Source organism: Acidithiobacillus caldus ATCC 51756, assembly GCF_000175575.2.
In the GTDB taxonomy this organism is placed as follows: domain Bacteria; phylum Pseudomonadota; class Gammaproteobacteria; order Acidithiobacillales; family Acidithiobacillaceae; genus Acidithiobacillus_A; species Acidithiobacillus_A caldus.
Genome location: NZ_CP005986.1, coordinates 1672466 through 1690522 on the forward strand (window position 1 = coordinate 1672466; position 18057 = coordinate 1690522).

An 18057-nucleotide genomic window follows, 5' to 3' on the forward strand; every position below is an offset into this window, starting at 1 on the left:
CCGCTCCCATGGCCGAGGCGTGAGTTCCGATCGTGTCTGTTTCACCGCCGGCACCTGATGCAGCGCTTCAGAAAGCCCACCGCGACCATATCCCCCATGAAGGCAAAAAAGAGGGGTAGGCAGTCAGCGCCGGAATCAGCAGCACCACAAACATCGGCATGACAAAAGCGACAATCGGCGCGAAACGGAATACCCAGGTAGACTCTTCGGAAATGGCTTCATCCTTGCCGAATAGCTTTCAGATATCCCGGTAGGTCTGCCAGATGCAGGGTCCGCGTTTGCCCTGAATGATTTCTTCCAGGCGATGCAAAACGCCTTCGACCAAGGGCGCAAAATCAGCAAAAAAGCGACCTGCGCGAGGTTTAACGCGAAATGCGTCCACAGGGCTGTCATGGGTGCCGCCTGCAGATCATGAGAAACCCACCTTGTAGCCCAGCACCGCCAGCACATCGCCAATGCCCATCAGTCCCAGCGCCCATTTCCAGCGTGCGCCTTGTACCCAGTAACCGAGCACCAGACCCACCGCCATCAGGGTGAGATTGGCAGCAAAAAGTGGCAGATAAATCCACTGCGGAAAGAGTACGGCCAGCGTCAGCGGTATCGCCGCGCCGCCGAAACTGCTGGTGGTGGCGAGGCTCGCCATAAACCAGGAATTACGCAGGGTTTGCAAGCCCAGATCGCTTTTTTGCAGGGCGTGCGCGGAAGCCATATTCAGCTGCTTCGCCATCCTGACCAGATCGCTGCGTAGTCCCGCATATTCCGCCATCCATAAGGGCAAAAAGCCCGATGCCGAGGTGATGATGCCAATGCGAAAGGCCTGCCAGACATCGATACCACCGGTCATCATCTTCTGGCTGGCCAGCACCAGCGCCGTGCAGGTTCCGTCGGCGAGACCGAGCACTATGGGGAATATCTCCCGACGAGTGATATTCATTTGCTGGCCCGTCGCCGGTAATCGACCATGCGATCACCGACGACAATTTCCTCGACACCATGCACGGCAGCACCACTTTTTTCGATGGCCGCAAGCAGACCGGCGTAATCGATATTGTCACCTTCCACATTGATCAGTGTGCCGACCGTTTCCTGATCGACTTCTTCCACCGAAATATTAAAACCCTCCACACCGCTGACTTTTTCGATAGCGGCGGCAATATCGAACAAACTGGGCTGAGCAAAAGCCTTATCGACATCCAGTACAAGCCTTCTGATACGCATTTATAAAGTGCTCCCTGTGATTCTAATTTAGCTGTCCCATGCGAACGGCACGTACCGCCCACTCGATATCTTCGACAATATTTTCAGGTTCACAAGGTGCCCGATAATGACCAATCAACAGGCAGGGTCCAGCAAAGCCTGGGCCGGACAGTACGGAATCCTTCAAAGGCACAACATGGGCTGATCCGTTGTGGCATATCCACAGCGCTACGCCGATACGCGGGTATTCACCGATTTTACGGACGACGCGCTCTGCCAGTGCATCCACTGACTGTTTAAGTCGAATGACCATAGTGATCTGCTCCCTTCTTTGCCAGCAGTTCTCCTGCAGCAACACGTATTGCATGGGCTTCATGTTGCTGTAATTGCCGTAAGGCAGCGGTTTTCTCGGCGCCGTCCGGTAATTTTGCGATGGCGGCGACTATCGCCATCCCCTGCACGACATCAATCGGCCAGCCCATAGCGCATTCCGCCAGTGGCCCTGCGGCAGCTTCCCGTCCATGATTCTGTAGGCTGAGAATAGCTCCCATCCGTACTTCGGAATGGGGATTTTTCAGCGCCCAGATTAAGCGGTCGTAATATGGCGTGTGGCGTTCCCAGTCCTCAATATCCCGCCCACAGGCCGGACAAACGATCGCACCAATGGGAATCTCCGCATAACAGAGTGGGCAGTAATGATGGTTCATTCGCAACCGCAATCGGCTTCCCAGCGCAGAATGTGGCCCGGTGGCACCAATTCCCGCAGGTGCGGCATTACCGCATCCACGGTCTCCGGTTCGTCAAAAAATTCCAGTACCAGCGGCAAATGCACATTGAGGCGCAGAACATCGTCGGCATGCACTACCCCTTTGCTACCAAAGCCCGCGATACCGCGAAAGGCGGTAACGCCATGGACCTTGTATTGGTCGTGAAGCATGCGGAAGATCTCCTCCATGAGATTGTGCCCGCCATGCTTGTCACCTTCCTTAATATAAACGCGTACTACGGATACGGTCGTCATGATGCACCTCTCAGATACTGCGGGAAATCCAGGCCCCGGCAAAAGCGGCACCGACGCACAGAAACAGCGACGTGAACATATATAGCAGACCCTTGACCGCCTCGCCATTTTCAAAAAGCACCAAGGTTTCTAGGGAAAATGTCGAAAAAGTGGTGTAAGCACCCAGGCCGCCTGTGAGCATGCCCGTGCGCAATTCCGGACTCACAGAAATCCGTTCCAATGTCTCAAAAAACAGAAAACCCATGATAAAACAGCCCAGAACATTGATACTCAGGGTGGCCCAGGGGAAGTCGCGGCCGAATACCGTCTGCACCAGCAGGGTCTGTCCATAACGCGCCCAGGCGCCGAGTACGGCGAACAAGGCAATGAAGCCGAAAGTGGCGAACATCTCTACTCCTTATACATTACAAATAAAAGACACTAGCAAAAATAACGATCAACAATATTCCGATATAAGTGAGGTAGGCATTGAGTGAGCCATTCTGCAAAACCAGACCGATCCGGTCGCTGAGCTTCTGTACCAGGCGCACCGCCGGGCGAAATAACCAGGGTCCGAAGACGGGCGCTTGACTGTAGTTAAACTGTAGAGTGTGCACGAAATATTCGCGTTCCGTATGCTGTTTTCGCGTGTTAGTGCCGGGTCGGTACACAAAGCTGTAAAACTCCCGCAACGCGTTGGAAAACGCCAGCGCGGTGATAGCGTTCTCCGCCGGTATACGGCGCAGGCCGTGACCCCATACCGGTACCCGGCGGCGACCGTGACGACGATGGCTCCAGCCGAGCAGACCCAAGGGAATCAGCGCCAGCAAGAGCCCCATGAGCAGCAGCAGGGGCGGCGAAATGAAGGCGAAATGGGGCGTGAGTGGCACCAGAATCGGGCCACGCACCATGGCGGCTATCGTCGCGGGGTTTGCCGGCCAGTTGTCCCGGGCCAGCGCCGCCAATGTCCAGGGCAGCGCCACGGCATAAGCCAGCACCAGCAGTCCCAGGCCCAGAACCGGCCAGCGTCCCGTGACCTTGCCCGGATTTTCCTCACGCCCCAGCAGGCCGATGCCGAAGACTTTGACCATGGTCGCCAGGGCGATGGCCGCCGTCAGGGCCAGACCGGCACCCCCCAGCGCCAGGCTTACCTGCGCGGCCGAAGAGGTCAGATGGAAACCCTGAAAAATGGTCTGGAAGAGATACCATTCACTGGCAAAGCCCGCCATGGGTGGCATGGCGGCGAGGCTCATGGCCCCGAACAGGGCGCCGATGCCCAGGGTCCAGGGAGCGAGAGCCAGTACCCGGCTCTGGGCGATCTGGTAGTTGCCCCGCACTGCGGCCACCCGATCGGCGCTGAGCATCATCACTCCTTTGGCCAGGCTGTGACCGCCGAGGTGAATCAGACCTACCGTCCATGCCAGAGTCATCAGCATGATCAGGCCGTCGGCCCGGAAGAGGGAGGCGGCACCCAGAGCGACCACCGCCAGCCCCGCATTTTCCGCTGTGGAAAAGGCCAGCAGGCGCCGCCAGTCTTCCTGTTGAAAGGCGTAGAGAATGGCGAGGATGGCGGATATCGTCCCCAGGGCCACCAACAGAATGCCCACCCCAGTGGCGGCACTGACCGGCAGCCAGTCGAGCATGGCCCGTCCCAGGGCAAAATACGCGACGTTCAGCACCATGCCGGAAAGCAGCGCCCCGGAGGCGCCGCTGCCACTCCCGTAAGCACCCGGATACCATTCATAAAAGGGTAGAATACCGAGTTTGGCGCCGAAGCCGATAATGAACAGTACCGCCACCCCGAAGGCCGCCCCGCCGTAAGTGGCCCAGCTCGCCGCCCAGCCCGTAAAGTCCGTATCCTGCGCACCGAGCAGGACCAGGCAGAGCAACAGTGCCACCGCACCGATTTCCAGCAGGGCCAGCATATAAAGACTGGCTTGCCCACCGCATTGGGTTTCCTGCAGGCCGTCGGCGAGGAGTATGACCGCCCCGCCAAAGCTCAGAAACTCCCAGGCAATCAGGAAAGAGATGCCTTCTTGCAGGCCGGCAACGCCCAGGCTGCCCAGCAGGGCGACGGCCGCACCCGCCATCCAGATGGCGGGTTTTTGGGCGCGGCTGGGAGAAAGAAAAGCCGCCAGCGCCGCCAGTCCACCCCAGAACAGTAACCAGGCCGCAGCGGGCTGTAACTGCCAGGTCACGGCAATATCGCCTAGCGACCACATCGCACCGGTCGCCGAACCACCCGGCAGACTGGCGGCGCTGCCGATGAGCGTGGCCAGCGTACCCAAAATCAGGATCAACCGCGCCAGCCAACCCTGCCGCAAGACACCGAGGGCGATAGTCAGCACAAAAAGGCTGGCGGCGACACAGAAACTATCCAGCACCATAACGTCCTCCCTGGACCCGTTGCGGCATCCGTTCCAGCAGCAGGAGCAGTGCGTGGATGAGCGCCGCCGGATTGGGCGGGCATCCGGGCAACCAGACATCTACCGGCAAAAGGGCGTTGAGTCCCGAGCCACCCGCGTAGCCGCCATCCATGGGCGCGCCGGAGACGGCGCAGGTGCCCGTCGCCAGCACCATGCGCGGTTCCGGCATGGCCTCCCAAGTGGCCAGCAGCGGTCCGTGCATGGGCGCTGTCACCGGACCCGTGACCATCAGCAAATCGGCAAAGCGCGGCGAGGGCGTAAAGAAGATACCCAGGCGGTGCAGGTTATAAAAGGGATTGTCGAGGGCGCCGATCTCGGATTCGCAACCATTGCAGGAGCCCGCATCCACATGGCGGATGTGCAGGCTGCGGCGCAGGCTCCGCGCCACCCGCTTGCCCAGGTCCTGTCCTACGCGGCTGTCCAGCGCCTCTTTCCAGAGCAGATCTTCGCGCCGCCGCACGCCGAAAGCCCAGTCGTAAGAGCTGGTCATCGCCCCTTCGGGACAGTCTTCCACACAGCGCTGGCAGACGATGCAGCGTCCATAATCGACCTCCGCTTTCCCCGCGTTCACCTGGATAGCACCCGTAGGGCAAGCCGCTACACAGGCATCACAGCCCGTACGGCAGGCTGCGGGGCCCCAGCGCGGCATGCCCAGCACGCCATCCTGCCCGTCGGGACCGCGCTGCGGCCAGCGGGTGGCGGCTTTGCCTGCCTTCAATCCTGTCCAGGTCCATACCGGCATTCTGTCCTCCTAACGGTCGCAACCGGCGATGGTGAGGCCGAAACTGGCCTCATTGATGGCGTAGTCCATCATGTTGGTACCATGCACCGTAAGCGGAAAGACTCGCCAGTTGGAAAATGAGGGTGATTTGATCTTCACCCGTTTGAGGCGGCCATCACGGATCCGCACGGAGTAATACAGAGAACCGCGCGGGGACTCCGTCCAGCCCAGCCCTTCCTGCTCTCCATTCGGCACAGCGAATGGCGCACGTACCGGCCCCGCCTGGAGATGCCCGGAAGCCTGCACCAGCAAGGCGATGGCTTCACGTAAAGACTCGGCGCGGACTTCACTGCGGGCCATGGCATCGCCTTTCGCGCGCACCGGTACAGCAAAGCGCAGATGATGGTAGGCCGCGTAGGGATGGTCGCGGCGCAAGTCCCGGTCGAGGCCGGAGGCGCGCGCCACCGGCCCGGTCGCCCCCTGGTCGAAAGCGGCTTCTTTCGACAATATGCCGGTACCCATGAGGCGATCCAGATGGCTGGCGGTCTGCTGCAAACGCGTCAGATACGCTTCGCCCTCGTCGATGATGTTTTCCAGCGCGCTCGCCAGGTGCTCCGCGGGGAGGTCGCGGCGCAGCCCGCCCACAGTCAGCAGGCTGCGCAGGAAGCGCGATCCGGTCAGTTGTCCGGCCACCTGCTTCACCCGTTCTTCCAGCAGAAAACCCGTCGCCGAGCCCACTTTCAGCGTCGTCGTCTTGGCCAGCAGACCAAAATAGTGGAAGTGATTGTAGAGGCGCTCCAGTTCCGCGAGGATCACCCGCAGCAGTTGGGCCCGTGGCGGCACTTCGATGCCCCAGGCCGCCTCCACCGCCTGACAATAGGTAAGGGCATGGCAAACGCTGCCGACGCCCGACACCCGCTCCGCCAGAAAGACCGCGGCATCTGCCTGCTGGCCCACGAAACGCGCCTCCAGCCCACGATGTTTGAAAAAGAGCCGGGGATGGTAGTGGAGGATGGCCTCGCCGATGTAGGAATAATGGAATTCTCCCGTCTCCACCACATCGGCCCGTATTGGCCCCCAGTAGAGGTCCTGCACCTGATCGCCCTGTACTTCCGGCATGGTGGGGGGCATATATTCGCCGCTCAGGCGGCCCTCCGCCCCCGCCCGACCCAGGGGCGGGCGCGGCAGCGAAAAACCCTCGTGGATCACCAGTGGAAAGGGCTCGGGATGATCCGTAAACGTCAGACCACCCAGATCCTGCATCTCCCGCTCATACCAGCCGAGCAGAGGCACGATGGCCGCCAGCGACGGCAGCGTTTCCTCGCCACGGATCTCCAGCAGCAGGAAAGGCACGCGGTTGCCTTGACTGATCAGATAGCGCACCACGCATTGACCTTCTACCCAGTCGTGCCAGGCCATCTGAAAACGCATTCCCGCCGTGACGCAGTCCTGTGCCACCGCGGGTAAATCAGCGGCACGGAGCGGGCGCAACGCGCAATCGTTGTAAGTCGTGGCCGCACTCATGGTTGCACCACAAAAGTGTGCTGAAAGAAAGTCCACAGCCCTTCCGGCCACCATAGGCCGAGCACCAGAATGGCCACAAAGGCCAGCCACATGGGCAAGGTATTCCAGACGGACAGCTCCAGGGTCGGCTCCCCACCAGGCTCCGGTTCCGGCCCCCAGATCATGCGCCGGAAGTGATTCATGAAGGCGACGAAAATAAGGATGAGCAATGTCGCCATCAACCACACCGCCCAAGGGTTGGGGCTCAATATGCCGCCACGCAGGATGGTGATTTCCGAGAGAAAAAGCCCGAAGGGCGGTGCCCCGGTAATGGCCACCGCGCCCAACAACCAGAGTGTGCCGCTGACCGGATAATAACGCAGCACCCGCCGCATGTTGCTCATGGATTTGGTGCCATAGGCGCGCATCATGTTGCCGGCGCCAAAGAACATCATGGGCTTGGTCAGGGAGTGGTTGATCATGTGATACATGGCCCCGGCGAAGGCCATGGGACCGCCGAAACCAAAGCCGATGGCCAGCACACCCATGTGCTCCAGGGAGGAATAGGCCAGCATGCGCTTGGCTCCTTCCTGACGGACGATGAACAGTCCCGCCACCAGGAGGGAGATTACCCCCAGCACCAGCAAGGCCGTATGCCCCATCACGCCATAGCCGCCGCTATCGACGATGGACAGAAAGCGGTAAATGCCGAGCAGGGCGATGTTCAGCAGGGACCCGGAGAGCATGGCGGAAACGGGTGCCGGCCCTTCGCTGTGGGCGTCGGGCAACCAGGTGTGCATGGGCGCCAGACCCACCTTGGTGCCGAAACCCACCAGTACCAGCAGGAAGGCTAGAAAGAGCAGCGTCTCCGGCATCCGTGGTGCCACCGCCCGCAGGTTGCCCCAGGTCAGGGCGTAAGTCGGCCCCAGGGTGAAGGTCCCGCCCCAGTAGAAGAGAATGATGCCCAGCAGGGCCAGCGCCAGACCGGCAGACACCAGGATCAGATATTTCCACGCCGCCTCGATACACTCCGCCTCACGCTCGAAGCCCACCAGAAAGGCGCTGACGATGGTGGTGAAGTCGATGGCAATCCAGAAAATGCCGGGATTGTTCATCAATGGCGCAATCAGCATGGTCAACGCAAAGCCGACCTGCAAGGCATAATATTTGTGGAGACGGGGCTTTTCCTCGGGAAGCAGACGCATATAGCCGATGGCATAGAGAGACGCCAGCAGATAGACCAGCCCGACGCAGAACAGCACCCAGGCCCCCAGCGGCGTCAGCAGAATATAGCCTGCGCCGGTCACCAGCGCCTTGCCGGGCGCCGCCACCAGAATGGCCAGCGTAAGGCCAAAAACGGCCACCGATGACGTCAGATTCAGATACTCCGCCCAGTGCGGGCGGCGTATGGCCATAATCAGCACAATAGCTACCGCGGGGACAATCCACAGGGCAGCAATGAGCGCCGTAAAATCCATCTCAGCCCACCAGTTTTTGCAGGCCGCGACTGCTGGTCGTCCCGGCGTGGGCCTGCAGGAGGCGCACCAGCATGCCGAAGGTCATGACAATGATCAGCAGATCGAAGATGATCACCAGTTCCATCAGGACCGGCATACCGGGCACCAGAATCTGCGACCCCAGAAATATCCCGTTCTCGATCACCAGCAAGCCGAGGATGTGACTGATGGCCTCCGAGCGCAGGATCATCATCAAAAAGCCGATCAGCTTGAGGCTGAACATGCAGGTCAGGGCCAGCACCGCAATGTTGTCGGTCAGGTGCAGCGCCACCCCCAGTTGCCGTGCGACCTCGTAGGAGAAAATCACCAGTACCGCACCGAGGATCATGCTGGAGGAGGGCTTCAGCAATGGCGTAAATTCGCGCTGAACCCCCAAGCGATCGACCAGACGCAGCACCAGATAGGGCAGCAGCGACCCGCGAAAAAGCGCCGTCAGGATGGCGATGACATAAAGCTCCGGGTAGTGCCCGTAATAACCGATGGATGCGGAAATCGCGGCAATGGTCCAGGACTCCGCGGCAAAGGCATAGACGTGATTCTTGAGCCAGTACGACGCCAGCATCACAAAAGACAGCACCAGCGCAATGATGGCCAGCAGACTGAAAAGAGAGGTGGCCAGGGGGCTCAGATGAAAGATCAGCATCGCAGCCTCCTAGAGTTGGTCGGCCACAATGGCCAGCACCGCAAAGAGAAAAGACAGTGCCAGGGGCTCCTGATAACGGTAGAAGCGCAGCCGCGATTGCAGGGTATCCACTGCCACCATCGCCAGCCCCACCGCCCCGTACTTGGCCAGAATAATCAGCATGGCCAACAGCACCGAGCCAAAACTTCCCGTAGCGGACAATCCCCACGGAAAGAAAAAGACGTTAAGGAAAATGGTGTAGAGCAAAAACTGCTTCATCCAGCTTGCCCATTTCAGCAGGGCCAGCAGCGGCCCGGAGTATTCCAGAATCCGCGCCTCGTCGATCATGTAGATCTCGTAGGGGATGGTGGAGTGGATGGGCAGGCGGTCGGTCTCCACGGTCAGCAGAATGAAAAAGGCGAAGATCAGGAAGATATGCGCCGGGCTCCAGTAGGCCACCGGATCTTGCGCCAGCAGGTGATTGGCGACGAAGGGCAGCATGGAGTGATCGAGAAAGGTGATGCCCACAAAGACCAGAATCAGGGTCGGCTCGGCGAGGATGGCGAGCATCACCGCGCGGCTGGAACCCAGTCCGCCGAAGGGTTGCCCGGTATCCAGTCCGGCCAGCAGGATGAAAAAGCCGCCGAGGGTCAGGATGAGGCCGCCACCGAGAATATCGCCCATGTCCGAGAGCGGCAGGGGGAAATTGGTCAGCACCGGAATCAGCATCGGCACGATGAGCATGGCGGTAAAGGCCACCACTGGCGCCCAGAAAAACACCCAGGATGCGGATTCCGGTATCAGCAGGGTTTTGTGGAAGAGTTTCCAGAGATCCCGATAGGGCTGGAATATGGAAGGACCCTGTCCGCGCTGAACGCGCTCTTCCATGGTGACCATGAAGCCGTGCAAGAGCGGTGATAACAAAAGCACCGCCAAGACTTGTCCACTCTGCAAGACGATATCGCCGAGCATGCCTTCCCCCTTTATATGGCTTCCATAACATCCCACCGCCCGACCTTGCGGTCAGGATTGGTAGCAGTCATTAGCCTATAAAGGCGGTTATTGGGCGGACTCCATCGCCACTCAAGTTAACTATAGTAGTAAAGTATAATGGCTGGGTCAAGCAGTTGTTGTATGAGTGTTGCGAGCACATAAACTGTCCGGGTTTGTAGCACACGATCTGTCCGGTTTTATCTGTAGCCGAAGGAGGGCCACGGATGAGACGGACGGAATGGCTACAGGAGACACGGAAGGTGAGATTTGCAGAGGCATACGAAGGTTGGCGGGAGCGTCGGCTCACGCAGGAAGAAGCGGCGCGGTTGCTGGGGGTGCATGAGCGGACCTTCCGCCGATACATCGACCGCTACGAGGAAGCGGGGCTGGATGGGCTGTTGGACCGGCGCCTGTCCCAGGTCTCGCAGCGGCGGGCGGCCGTGGATGAAGTGCTGCGGCTGACCGAGCTGTACCGCAGCCGGTACGAGGGCTGGAACGTCAAGCACTTCCACAGCTTTTACCGCCGCATCCATGCGGGCGTCCGCAGCTATACCTGGGTGAAACAGCGGCTTCAGGAGGCGGCGTTGGTGCCGAAGGCCCCGGGGCGGGGCAAGCACCGCAAGCGGCGCGAGCGGGCGCCGCTACCCGGCATGATGCTGCATCAGGACGGCTCGACCCATGCGTGGGTGGCCGGACGGCAGTGGGACCTGATCGTGACCATGGACGACGCCACCAACGAGCACTACGCGATGTGCTTCGTCGAGGAAGAAGGGACGGCCTCCAGCTTCCAGGGCGTGCAGGAGGTGATCGGGCAGCGGGGGCTGTTTTCCTCTCTCTACACCGACCGAGGCAGCCACTACTGGCACACCCCCGAGGCCGGCGGCAAGGTGGACAAGAACCATCTCACCCAGTTCGGGCGGGCCATGCGCCAGTTGGGGATCGAGCTGATCCCGGCCTACTCCCCCGAGGCGCGCGGACGCAGCGAGCGGGCCTTCCAGACCCACCAGGGGCGACTCCCGAAGGAACTGGCGGCACAGGGGCATCACGGACCTCGAGGCCGCCAACCGCTATCTCCGGGAGGTCTATAGGCCGGCCTTCAATGCCGAGTTCCTGCAGCCTGCCGCCGAGGAAGGTTCGGGCTTCGTGCCGCTGATCGGGCAGGACGTGACCGACATCCTCTGTGAGCAGTACGAACGGGTCGTGGGCAAGGACAACTGCGTGGCCTTCGAGAGCCTGAAGCTACAGATCCCCGCCGACCGCCACCGCCTGCACTATGTCAAGATCAGGGTACGGGTGCACCGCTATCCGGATGGCCGGTTGGCTCTGTTCCACGGCCCCCGCAGACTGGCCGACTACGATGCCAACGGGCAACCGACCCCGCCTGGCATCCAGGCCGTAGCGTAACGTCCGCCGCTCACGGCCGGGCGGCCTTCACCGCCCCAACCAAAGCGGACAATTCATTTGCTATAAAACCGGACAGTTCTATTTGTTGCTAACAGCAGTTGTTGTATGAGTGTTGTTGTATGAGTGCAGCAGTAAAAAGTCATATGGCGGCACCAAAGGCGCATAAACGTAGCAGCCGGTACGTGATCCTGGCGCGGATGGACGATGCCTCTGCGGAATCGGCCCTGGAGGGCTTCAGCCGACGCCTGCGTCCTCTGCCCAGAGCCTTTCGGCAGACGCTCACCTACGACCAGGGACGGGAGATGGCAGTACTTCCCCAAGGGCACGGATTTGTCCGTATATTCCCAACGCTATTTGACAAAGATCGCGGAAGAACTCAACAATCGACCCAGGAAATCCTTGGGATTTCGTACGCCGGACGGAGTCATGGCCGAGCAAATCAAGCAGTTAAACAATCGTGTTGCAGTTCAAACTTGAAACCGCCAAAATGTAACCAGATGAAGGTTTCCTGAACACCATGTTTCTGGACACTTTTCGGCTCGTTTCGGTGGGCCAAAGCGTTCGTTTACCCATCCAAATTTCAACGTTCAGAAAACCTTGGCCAAGGAGCCGTTGCTGGCCATCTGCCCCCGCGCCACTAGACATCCGGTGCAGCCGGTAAGGCCTCAGTCAGGTGGTGCTTCGACCTTGCTCGCGCGCGACTTGAGCTGCTCCAGCTCGGCGCTCAGGCGGCGGACGCGCTCTGTCAGCGCAGATTCCGTGGCGGAAAGCCGCCTTCCTCTCCAGTTCTCGGGTGGAAACAGCAATGTTCCGACCTGTTCCAATCCATCCCATCGGCCGCGCGCCGTCTGATGCGCCCTGTANNTTCCCGGCCAAGCGCTGGACGCGCTTGCCTGCCCCCTTTAGAGCGGTCCCCCGGGCACTGCGCGCCCGGCGGCAACCCGCTCACTCGGTGCCGCTGAACGCGCACCGGCTTCGTCGCCTGCGGCTCCTCGGGTTCCGCCGCTGCGCGCCTCCACCTGAGCAAGTTGCCCCCGGCCTTCGGCCCGGGGGACGGGGCTCCGCCCCCCGACTCAAAACCGGCACCTGGGGGTGCCTGGCCACACGGCTCCCGCGCTGAACGCGCGTCGCTTCGTTCGGCCTTTTGATCGGCGCCCCCCGGCCTCTGTCCGTTCCGCGCTGCACGCGCGAACCGTTCAGAGGGGTTCCGCAGGTCGGCTGCGCCGCCCGCTGCACCCCGCGCTTCCTTCCTTGTGTCGGTGGCGCGGCTCCCGCCATGCGCGCCAGGGCGTCTTCCCGGCCCTGGAATCCCTGTTTGGCCTCTGGGTGCCCCCCCCCTTCCCCCTAGCCATTCGGCCAGATGGGCGCCTGGGCAATCTGGCGGCCTTTCGGGCACACCCATGGGGTGCCCTTCTGCAAGCGTTTTGTGCGCAGGGTGTTTAGACCGAGGCACTTCCCGTAAATGCCAGCGGTCGGGGAATATCCAGTGGAAGCGTGATCTTCGCCATTTGCTCGAGCTTGATCTCCAGCGCATAGCCATCGCCATACTCGTCTCCCACGTTGCTGGCCTCGCCAGGATTGGAGTGGCCGGTCAGGGCGTGGTGCAGATCCCGGGGGATCAAGGCATTGCGACAGAGATCCTTGAAGCTATGGCGGAGTGAATGGAAAACCACTGTTTCAGGCATCGTCAATTTGCCATGAATAAACCAACTAAACCATTTGCCCAGCAGCTCACTGTCTTCGTTGATCTTTCCCCGGCTACGCAGGAAGGGCCAAAGGGTGGTATGTCCGGCATGACGGATGGCCTCGACATAGTCCAGGAAACCCAGCTCGATCAACTTGGGATTGAATTGGCACATCTCGGATGCTTGACTGATTTTTCGCGTGCAGAATACGGAAATGGGGTACGGGATCAAGCACAAGATGGGATAGGGTGAGTTGGCCGATTTCGTTCAGTCTGGCACCGGAATACAGGCCCACCAAGGGCATCCAGACGCGGGCGTGGTAGCCTCCCCCACCCTTTCCTTTGGTGACACCCAAAAGCCCTTCCGGGGAGAAAATTCGGGCCAATTCCTCCATCGAAAAGGGACGCCGCTCTTCCTCAGGGGCGATCCCTGCTTTGGCGGCAAAGCGGCGATAATCGAAGCCAGAGAAGGGGTTCTTGAGCAGCAGTTCGTCTTTGACGGCGACGGAGAAGAGCGCCCCTACCAGGGTGCCTTTCTTTTCGAGTGTTTTCGCACTATTGCCGCGCTGGTCCCGTTCGTTGCGCAGCCATTCGGTGACCTGGGCGCGGGTCAGGGTGCTGGGGGTGGCTTTGGGAAGGAAAGTGGAAAGAGAATGCACCAGTCTTTGGATTTCGTGGTCGGTGCGCGGCTTACGTTCGCAATCCTCGCGCCAGTGTTCCAGCAAGGCTTCCCAGTTCGGGCCAGTGGCGGCTGGGGCTGGGGTGGGCTCCCAGACGGCGGGTAATGGGATGTTTTCCGTAGGGGAAAGTACGGGCTGGACCAGCCGCCCGGCCTGGCGCTGGGCCAGGATGTCATAGCCTTCCTGCAGGGCGGGCAAGACGTCCAGGACGAGGCGACATTCTTCCTCGGGGGATACGGCCAGTTGGTAGCCTTTGCCCACCAGCAGGGTGCGCACGACGGGCAGGAAGGGCTCGGGTTTGCCCCGCGCCAGGGCTTGGGCGATCTTTGCCTGGACCTGAGTGATGTTCTCCTGCAGCTCTTCGTATTCGTCGTCGTCAATCCCTTCGCGGCGCCAGGCGAGATCGGCATCGAGGCTGGAAAGCCACAGGGCACGCAGTCCGGAGACGAGTTCCGGGGTGACCTGAACGATGGGCTTCAGGCGTTGTTCTGGTGGACGAGCGACGTAGCGCAGAAAGGCTTCATCATAGTCCACTTGCCGGGCGGTCTGTTGCCGCAGGGTGTTGAATTGCTGGTCGGTCTGCAGCGATAGAAGGCGGGCCTGGCTGACGGCTTGGTGGTAGTCTCTACCGAGCGATTTCTTAATCTCGCGTTTGCCGATGGCTGGGCGCAGAGATTCCGGCACGACAATGCGGAAGATAAATCCATGGGGGGTCTTGTAGCAATTGCTGGGCAGGGCGGGCATTGATTTCTCCTCGTCCCCCTGACTCCGTTTTGTACCGGCTTTTTGTACCACTGAGCCTCCTGAATGCCTTGATACTATTGTCATTCAGTATATTAGTACAAATTGGCGGAGAGGGTGGGATTCGAACCCACGGTACCCTTTTGGAGTACACAGCATTTCCAGTGCTGCACCTTCGGCCGCTCGGTCACCTCTCCAAGGCCGCTGAGTGTATCCCAGCGGGAAGTGGCTGGCAATGGCCGGAAAAGCCACGAGAACGGCGGAGATACGCACGCGCTTCCGGCGCCAATGACGCACGTCCCACCAACACGAAGGCTTAGCCCAGGATATGGCCGTCAACGTCGCTCTTTGCGGTTCAGAACCCAGGTCGCAGCGTTCAGATAGAGCGCAATCAGGAGCCAGAAACCGTAAGGCAGAAGCAGCAGAGCGGCGGGGGTTGCGATCGCGGCGAAGACCAGGATGCAGGCCAGCACCAAGAGCCAGAGCAGGATGAGATCCCACAGGGCCCAGAGTGGCCTGTGCAATTTGAAAAACAGCCAGGACCACAGAGCGTTGGCGATGAGCTGCAGGGCGTAGAGTGTCAGTGCCCAGGGACGCAGGGGAGCGTCGTAGTGGACAAAGATTTCGGCCGCAGCCAGGGCCATGAGGACGTACAACACGGTCCAGACCACGGGGAAAACCCAACCCGGAGGCATCAGCCTTGGCTTGCGCAAGCGTTCGTACCAGGCATCGGGCCGAAACAGGGAGTCGGAGCTCGCCACGGCCAGGGTCAAGGCAAGGCTGATGGTTGCCACCAAGGGAAAGGGAAGTACGATCACCGATATCCCCAGACAGGCAGCCCGCCGAGCGAGGCGCTCTCAGATCGCGCCGGAGGATGGTCGAGGTGTGGAGGCTGGGCCCGGAATCGAACCGAGGTACGCGGCTTTGCAGGCCGCTGCATAACCACTCTGCCACCCAGCCGTAAAGGAAAAGGGGAAAGACGCGCTTTCCCCATGAAACTGGAGCGGGAAACGAGGCTCGAACTCGCGACCCCAACCTTGGCAAGGTTGTGCTCTACCACTGAGCTATTCCCGCGATGGAATGTAAAAGTACGGATTTTAGCTCTCCTTGTCAAGATGGCTGGCTTGCCCCAACAGACTCGGCCAGGCTGCCTGCAGGTAACCAACCATGCTCCAGAGGGTGAGCGCTGCTGCCACCACCAGCAGGACCATGCCCACGAGACGGGTGGAAATGGGCCCGAGCGGCTCGCGGTAGACTAGAAAGAGGATGGCCAACATCTGCAGGGTGGCCTTGAGTTTGCCCAGCCACGATACGGCCACTCGGTGACGTTGCCCCACTTCCGCCATCCACTCCCGCAGGGCCGAGACGGTGATCTCACGGCCCACAATGATGCTGGTAAGAATGCCCGCCAGTACCACCGGCATCTCCTGCGTCGCGCAAATGAGAATGAGCGCCGTCGCCACCATGATCTTATCGGCGACGGGGTCGAGAAAGGTGCCGAAGGGAGAAACGCCCCGATAGCGACGGGCAAGGTAACCATCGGCCCAGTCGGTTATGGCGGCAATGGCAAAGACCGCGGTGGCGCCATAGGTCCGGGAGGTACCGCCCAGAAAGAAAAGCGCCACGAAGACCGGCACCAGTAGGATACGCAACATGGTGAGGAGATTGGGTATTCGCGCCATCATGCGCCTTTGCCTCGCGCGTGAAAATGCGCATAGATCCGTTGCGCAAGCTCAGCGTGGATGCCTTCTACCCGCTGCAAATCCTCGACGCCAGCATCGCGGATGCCGCGCAGCCCGCCAAAGGCACGCAACAGCGCCACCCGCCGCTTCGGACCGATGCCACCGATGCTGTCCAATTCCGACTCCTGCCTCGCCTTGGAGCGGCGCGCCCGATGCCCGGTGATGGCAAAGCGGTGCGCCTCGTCGCGAATCTCCTGGATCACCAGCAGCGCCGGATCACCGCTGGAAAGCTGCCGCGGCTGAGTCCACAGCGTCGTGTGCAGCCATTCGAGACCCGGCCGACGGCTCGTGCCCTTTGCCACCCCGCACAGCAGGATCTCGCGAATGCCCAGATCGTCCAAGGCGGCCTGTGCCCGTGCCACCTGCGCTGGACCCCCGTCGATGAAAACGATGTCGGGTAGGCTCAGACCCTCTTGCAGCAAACGTCCGTACCGTCTGCTCACGGCCTGCTCCATGGCCGCGTAGTCGTCTCCTGGCGTAATATCGCGTAGATTGAAGCGGCGATATTCCGCCTTGAGCGCGCCATCCTCGCCAAACACGACACAGGAAGCCGTTGCTGCCTCACCGCGCGTGTGGCTGATGTCGAAGCACTCCACTCGCTCCGGCAAGCGGTCGAGGGAAAAAAGCTCCTGCAAAAGTCGCATGCGCCGCCGACCGCCATCGGCACGCTGCGCCCGCTGGCGCAGGGCCTCGTTGGCGTTGGCAACGGCCATGGCGAGCCAACGCCTGCGTGGACCGCGTTGCGGCTGCTCCAGAAGCACCTTGCGTCCCGCATTCTGGCCAAGGGCGGACGCAAGACTCGCCGCTGCCCTCGGCAGGACATTCACGAGCACATTGCCGGGAATCTCGCGATCGGCGTAATACTGCATGAGAAAGGCCGCCATGACCTCACTGCCGCGGGCCGTGTCCGGATGCTGCGGAAAGATGGCCCGCCCCCCCAGCTGGCGTCCGTGGCGGATGAAGGTAACGAAGACCACCCACTGACCGTCCGCCTCCACCGCCGCCAATACGTCAAAATCCCCGCCACCGGCCTGGGCAACGTACTGTCGCTCCTGGATCTTGGACAAGGCCGCGATCTGGTCACGGCGCCGGGCCGCCTCCTCAAAATCCAGTCGCTCCGCCGCTGCCAGCATCCGTTGCTGCAGCGTGCGAATGGCCTCATCGCTCTTACCTTGCAAAAATCGTAGGGCGTCCTGCAGATCCCTGTGGTAGCTCTTCTCATCGATGTGTCCCACGCAGGGGCCGCTGCAGCGCCGGATCTGATAATGTAGGCAGGCACGACTGCGATTGTGAAAGACGCTGTCCTCGCAGGTGCGCAGACGAAAGGCTTTCTGCAAAAGCACCATGCTCTCACGCAGGGCCGAGACGGCCGGATAGGGACCGAAATAGTGGCCCTTTCCGCGCTGAGTACCGCGGTGCAGGCTCATGCGCGGGAAAGCGCTACTGGTGTCGATGTAGAGATAGGGATAGCTTTTATCGTCGCGCAGCAGGATGTTGTAGTGCGGCCGGTGCTTTTTGATGAGCTGCGCTTCCAGCACCAAGGCCTCGGTCTCGGTGTGGGTGACCAGCACCTCCACCCGCGCTACCTGAGCGAGCATGGCGAGGGTCTTGGGGCTGTGTCGAGTTTTCTGAAAGTAGGAACTCACCCGCCGCTTGAGGTTGCGGGCCTTACCCACGTAGAGGATGTGACCGTCCGCTGCCAGCATTTGGTAGACCCCGGGCTGACTCCCCAGGCTGCGCAGAAAGAGCTTGAGATCGAAGGGTTCGTCCTGGATCTCGGGACGCTCGGATCGGGCCTGCACCGGTTCGCTCATGCTCCCTCGCCAG

At 60.8% G+C, this 18057-nt stretch carries 19 protein-coding genes, 3 tRNA genes, 1 pseudogene and 1 riboswitch; of the genes and pseudogenes, 3 read left to right on the forward strand and 20 right to left on the reverse strand.

Annotated elements, in window-relative coordinates; translation table 11 throughout:
• Positions 1–409: 409 nt before the first annotated feature.
• Genes ACAty_RS08040 through ACAty_RS08090 form a run of 12 tightly spaced genes read right to left on the reverse strand, consistent with a single transcriptional unit; the run spans position 410 to position 9958 of the window.
• Complete coding sequence (locus ACAty_RS08040; RefSeq protein ID WP_153801815.1) at positions 410–934, reverse strand: hypothetical protein; 525 nt, start codon at positions 932–934, stop codon at positions 410–412.
• Positions 931–1218, reverse strand: coding sequence for a DUF211 domain-containing protein (locus ACAty_RS08045; RefSeq protein WP_038471914.1), 288 nt, complete (start codon positions 1216–1218; stop codon positions 931–933). The genes ACAty_RS08040 and ACAty_RS08045 overlap by 4 nt, the downstream gene beginning before the upstream one ends.
• Positions 1219–1240: 22 nt before the next feature.
• Positions 1241–1573, reverse strand: a complete 333-nt coding sequence (locus ACAty_RS15845) for a hypothetical protein (RefSeq protein WP_404813537.1) — start codon at positions 1571–1573, stop codon at positions 1241–1243.
• The gene (locus tag ACAty_RS08050; protein ID WP_038471916.1) at positions 1494–1904 is read right to left on the reverse strand and encodes a HEAT repeat domain-containing protein; all 411 of its coding nucleotides are present in this window, start codon (positions 1902–1904) and stop codon (positions 1494–1496) included. The genes ACAty_RS15845 and ACAty_RS08050 overlap by 80 nt, the downstream gene beginning before the upstream one ends.
• Positions 1901–2218, reverse strand: coding sequence for a DUF190 domain-containing protein (locus ACAty_RS08055; RefSeq protein ID WP_038471919.1), 318 nt, complete (start codon positions 2216–2218; stop codon positions 1901–1903). The genes ACAty_RS08050 and ACAty_RS08055 overlap by 4 nt, the downstream gene beginning before the upstream one ends.
• Positions 2219–2228: 10 nt before the next feature.
• The gene (gene crcB / locus ACAty_RS08060) at positions 2229–2606 is read right to left on the reverse strand and encodes a fluoride efflux transporter CrcB (RefSeq protein WP_004872482.1); all 378 of its coding nucleotides are present in this window, start codon (positions 2604–2606) and stop codon (positions 2229–2231) included.
• A gap of 16 nt (positions 2607–2622) precedes the next feature.
• Positions 2623–4584 (reverse strand): proton-conducting transporter transmembrane domain-containing protein, encoded by a 1962-nt coding sequence (locus tag ACAty_RS08065; RefSeq protein WP_038471922.1) that lies wholly within the window; start codon positions 4582–4584, stop codon positions 2623–2625.
• A complete protein-coding gene (locus ACAty_RS08070; protein ID WP_004872484.1) occupies positions 4571–5365 on the reverse strand; it encodes an NADH-quinone oxidoreductase subunit B family protein in 795 nt (264 codons plus the stop codon). The genes ACAty_RS08065 and ACAty_RS08070 overlap by 14 nt, the downstream gene beginning before the upstream one ends.
• A gap of 9 nt (positions 5366–5374) precedes the next feature.
• Entirely contained in the window at positions 5375–6868 is a 1494-nt protein-coding gene (locus ACAty_RS08075) for an NADH-quinone oxidoreductase subunit D-related protein (protein WP_038471925.1), read from the reverse strand.
• Positions 6865–8325 carry a proton-conducting transporter transmembrane domain-containing protein gene (locus tag ACAty_RS08080; protein WP_038471927.1) on the reverse strand — a complete coding sequence of 487 codons (1461 nt, stop codon included), beginning with the start codon at positions 8323–8325 and terminating at the stop codon, positions 6865–6867. The genes ACAty_RS08075 and ACAty_RS08080 overlap by 4 nt, the downstream gene beginning before the upstream one ends.
• Before the next feature lies 1 nt (position 8326).
• The gene (locus ACAty_RS08085; protein WP_004872487.1) at positions 8327–9007 is read right to left on the reverse strand and encodes a hypothetical protein; all 681 of its coding nucleotides are present in this window, start codon (positions 9005–9007) and stop codon (positions 8327–8329) included.
• Positions 9008–9016: 9 nt separating this feature from the next.
• Entirely contained in the window at positions 9017–9958 is a 942-nt protein-coding gene (locus ACAty_RS08090) for a respiratory chain complex I subunit 1 family protein (protein ID WP_004872488.1), read from the reverse strand.
• A gap of 54 nt (positions 9959–10012) precedes the next feature.
• Positions 10013–10076, reverse strand: a riboswitch (Fluoride riboswitch).
• Positions 10077–10203: 127 nt separating this feature from the next.
• Here ACAty_RS08090 and ACAty_RS15330 point away from each other — a divergent pair.
• The 3 genes and pseudogenes from ACAty_RS15330 to ACAty_RS15850 all read left to right on the forward strand — a co-directional run.
• Positions 10204–11067, forward strand: coding sequence for an ISNCY family transposase (locus ACAty_RS15330; RefSeq protein WP_215881134.1), 864 nt, complete (start codon positions 10204–10206; stop codon positions 11065–11067).
• A 55-nt stretch (positions 11068–11122) separates the two neighbouring features.
• On the forward strand, positions 11123–11383 hold the full coding sequence (locus ACAty_RS16305; RefSeq protein ID WP_004872490.1) for a hypothetical protein: 261 nt from the start codon (positions 11123–11125) through the stop codon (positions 11381–11383).
• Positions 11384–11547: 164 nt separating this feature from the next.
• A pseudogene (locus ACAty_RS15850) lies at positions 11548–11860 on the forward strand (transposase); the annotation flags it as partial.
• Between the two features lie 962 nt (positions 11861–12822).
• Here the strand turns inward: ACAty_RS15850 and ACAty_RS16435 are convergent.
• The 8 genes from ACAty_RS16435 to uvrC all read right to left on the reverse strand — a co-directional run bounded on the left by ACAty_RS16435 (position 12823) and on the right by uvrC (position 18044).
• The gene (locus ACAty_RS16435) at positions 12823–13068 is read right to left on the reverse strand and encodes a site-specific integrase (RefSeq protein ID WP_238323791.1); all 246 of its coding nucleotides are present in this window, start codon (positions 13066–13068) and stop codon (positions 12823–12825) included.
• 73 nt (positions 13069–13141) lie between these two features.
• Positions 13142–14491, reverse strand: a complete 1350-nt coding sequence (locus tag ACAty_RS08105; RefSeq protein ID WP_238323792.1) for a DUF6538 domain-containing protein — start codon at positions 14489–14491, stop codon at positions 13142–13144.
• A gap of 103 nt (positions 14492–14594) precedes the next feature.
• A tRNA-Ser gene (locus ACAty_RS08110) sits at positions 14595–14685 on the reverse strand.
• Between the two features lie 138 nt (positions 14686–14823).
• On the reverse strand, positions 14824–15306 hold the full coding sequence (locus ACAty_RS08115) for a TspO/MBR family protein (protein WP_038471930.1): 483 nt from the start codon (positions 15304–15306) through the stop codon (positions 14824–14826).
• Between the two features lie 68 nt (positions 15307–15374).
• A tRNA-Cys gene (locus ACAty_RS08120) sits at positions 15375–15448 on the reverse strand.
• A 39-nt stretch (positions 15449–15487) separates the two neighbouring features.
• A tRNA-Gly gene (locus ACAty_RS08125) sits at positions 15488–15562 on the reverse strand.
• Between the two features lie 23 nt (positions 15563–15585).
• Positions 15586–16173: a CDP-diacylglycerol--glycerol-3-phosphate 3-phosphatidyltransferase gene (gene pgsA / locus ACAty_RS08130; RefSeq protein ID WP_198408157.1), complete on the reverse strand. Its 588-nt coding sequence runs from the start codon at positions 16171–16173 to the stop codon at positions 15586–15588.
• On the reverse strand, positions 16170–18044 hold the full coding sequence (uvrC, locus tag ACAty_RS08135; RefSeq protein ID WP_004872646.1) for an excinuclease ABC subunit UvrC: 1875 nt from the start codon (positions 18042–18044) through the stop codon (positions 16170–16172). Before uvrC ends, pgsA begins: the two co-directional genes overlap by 4 nt.
• Positions 18045–18057 lie beyond the last annotated feature (13 nt).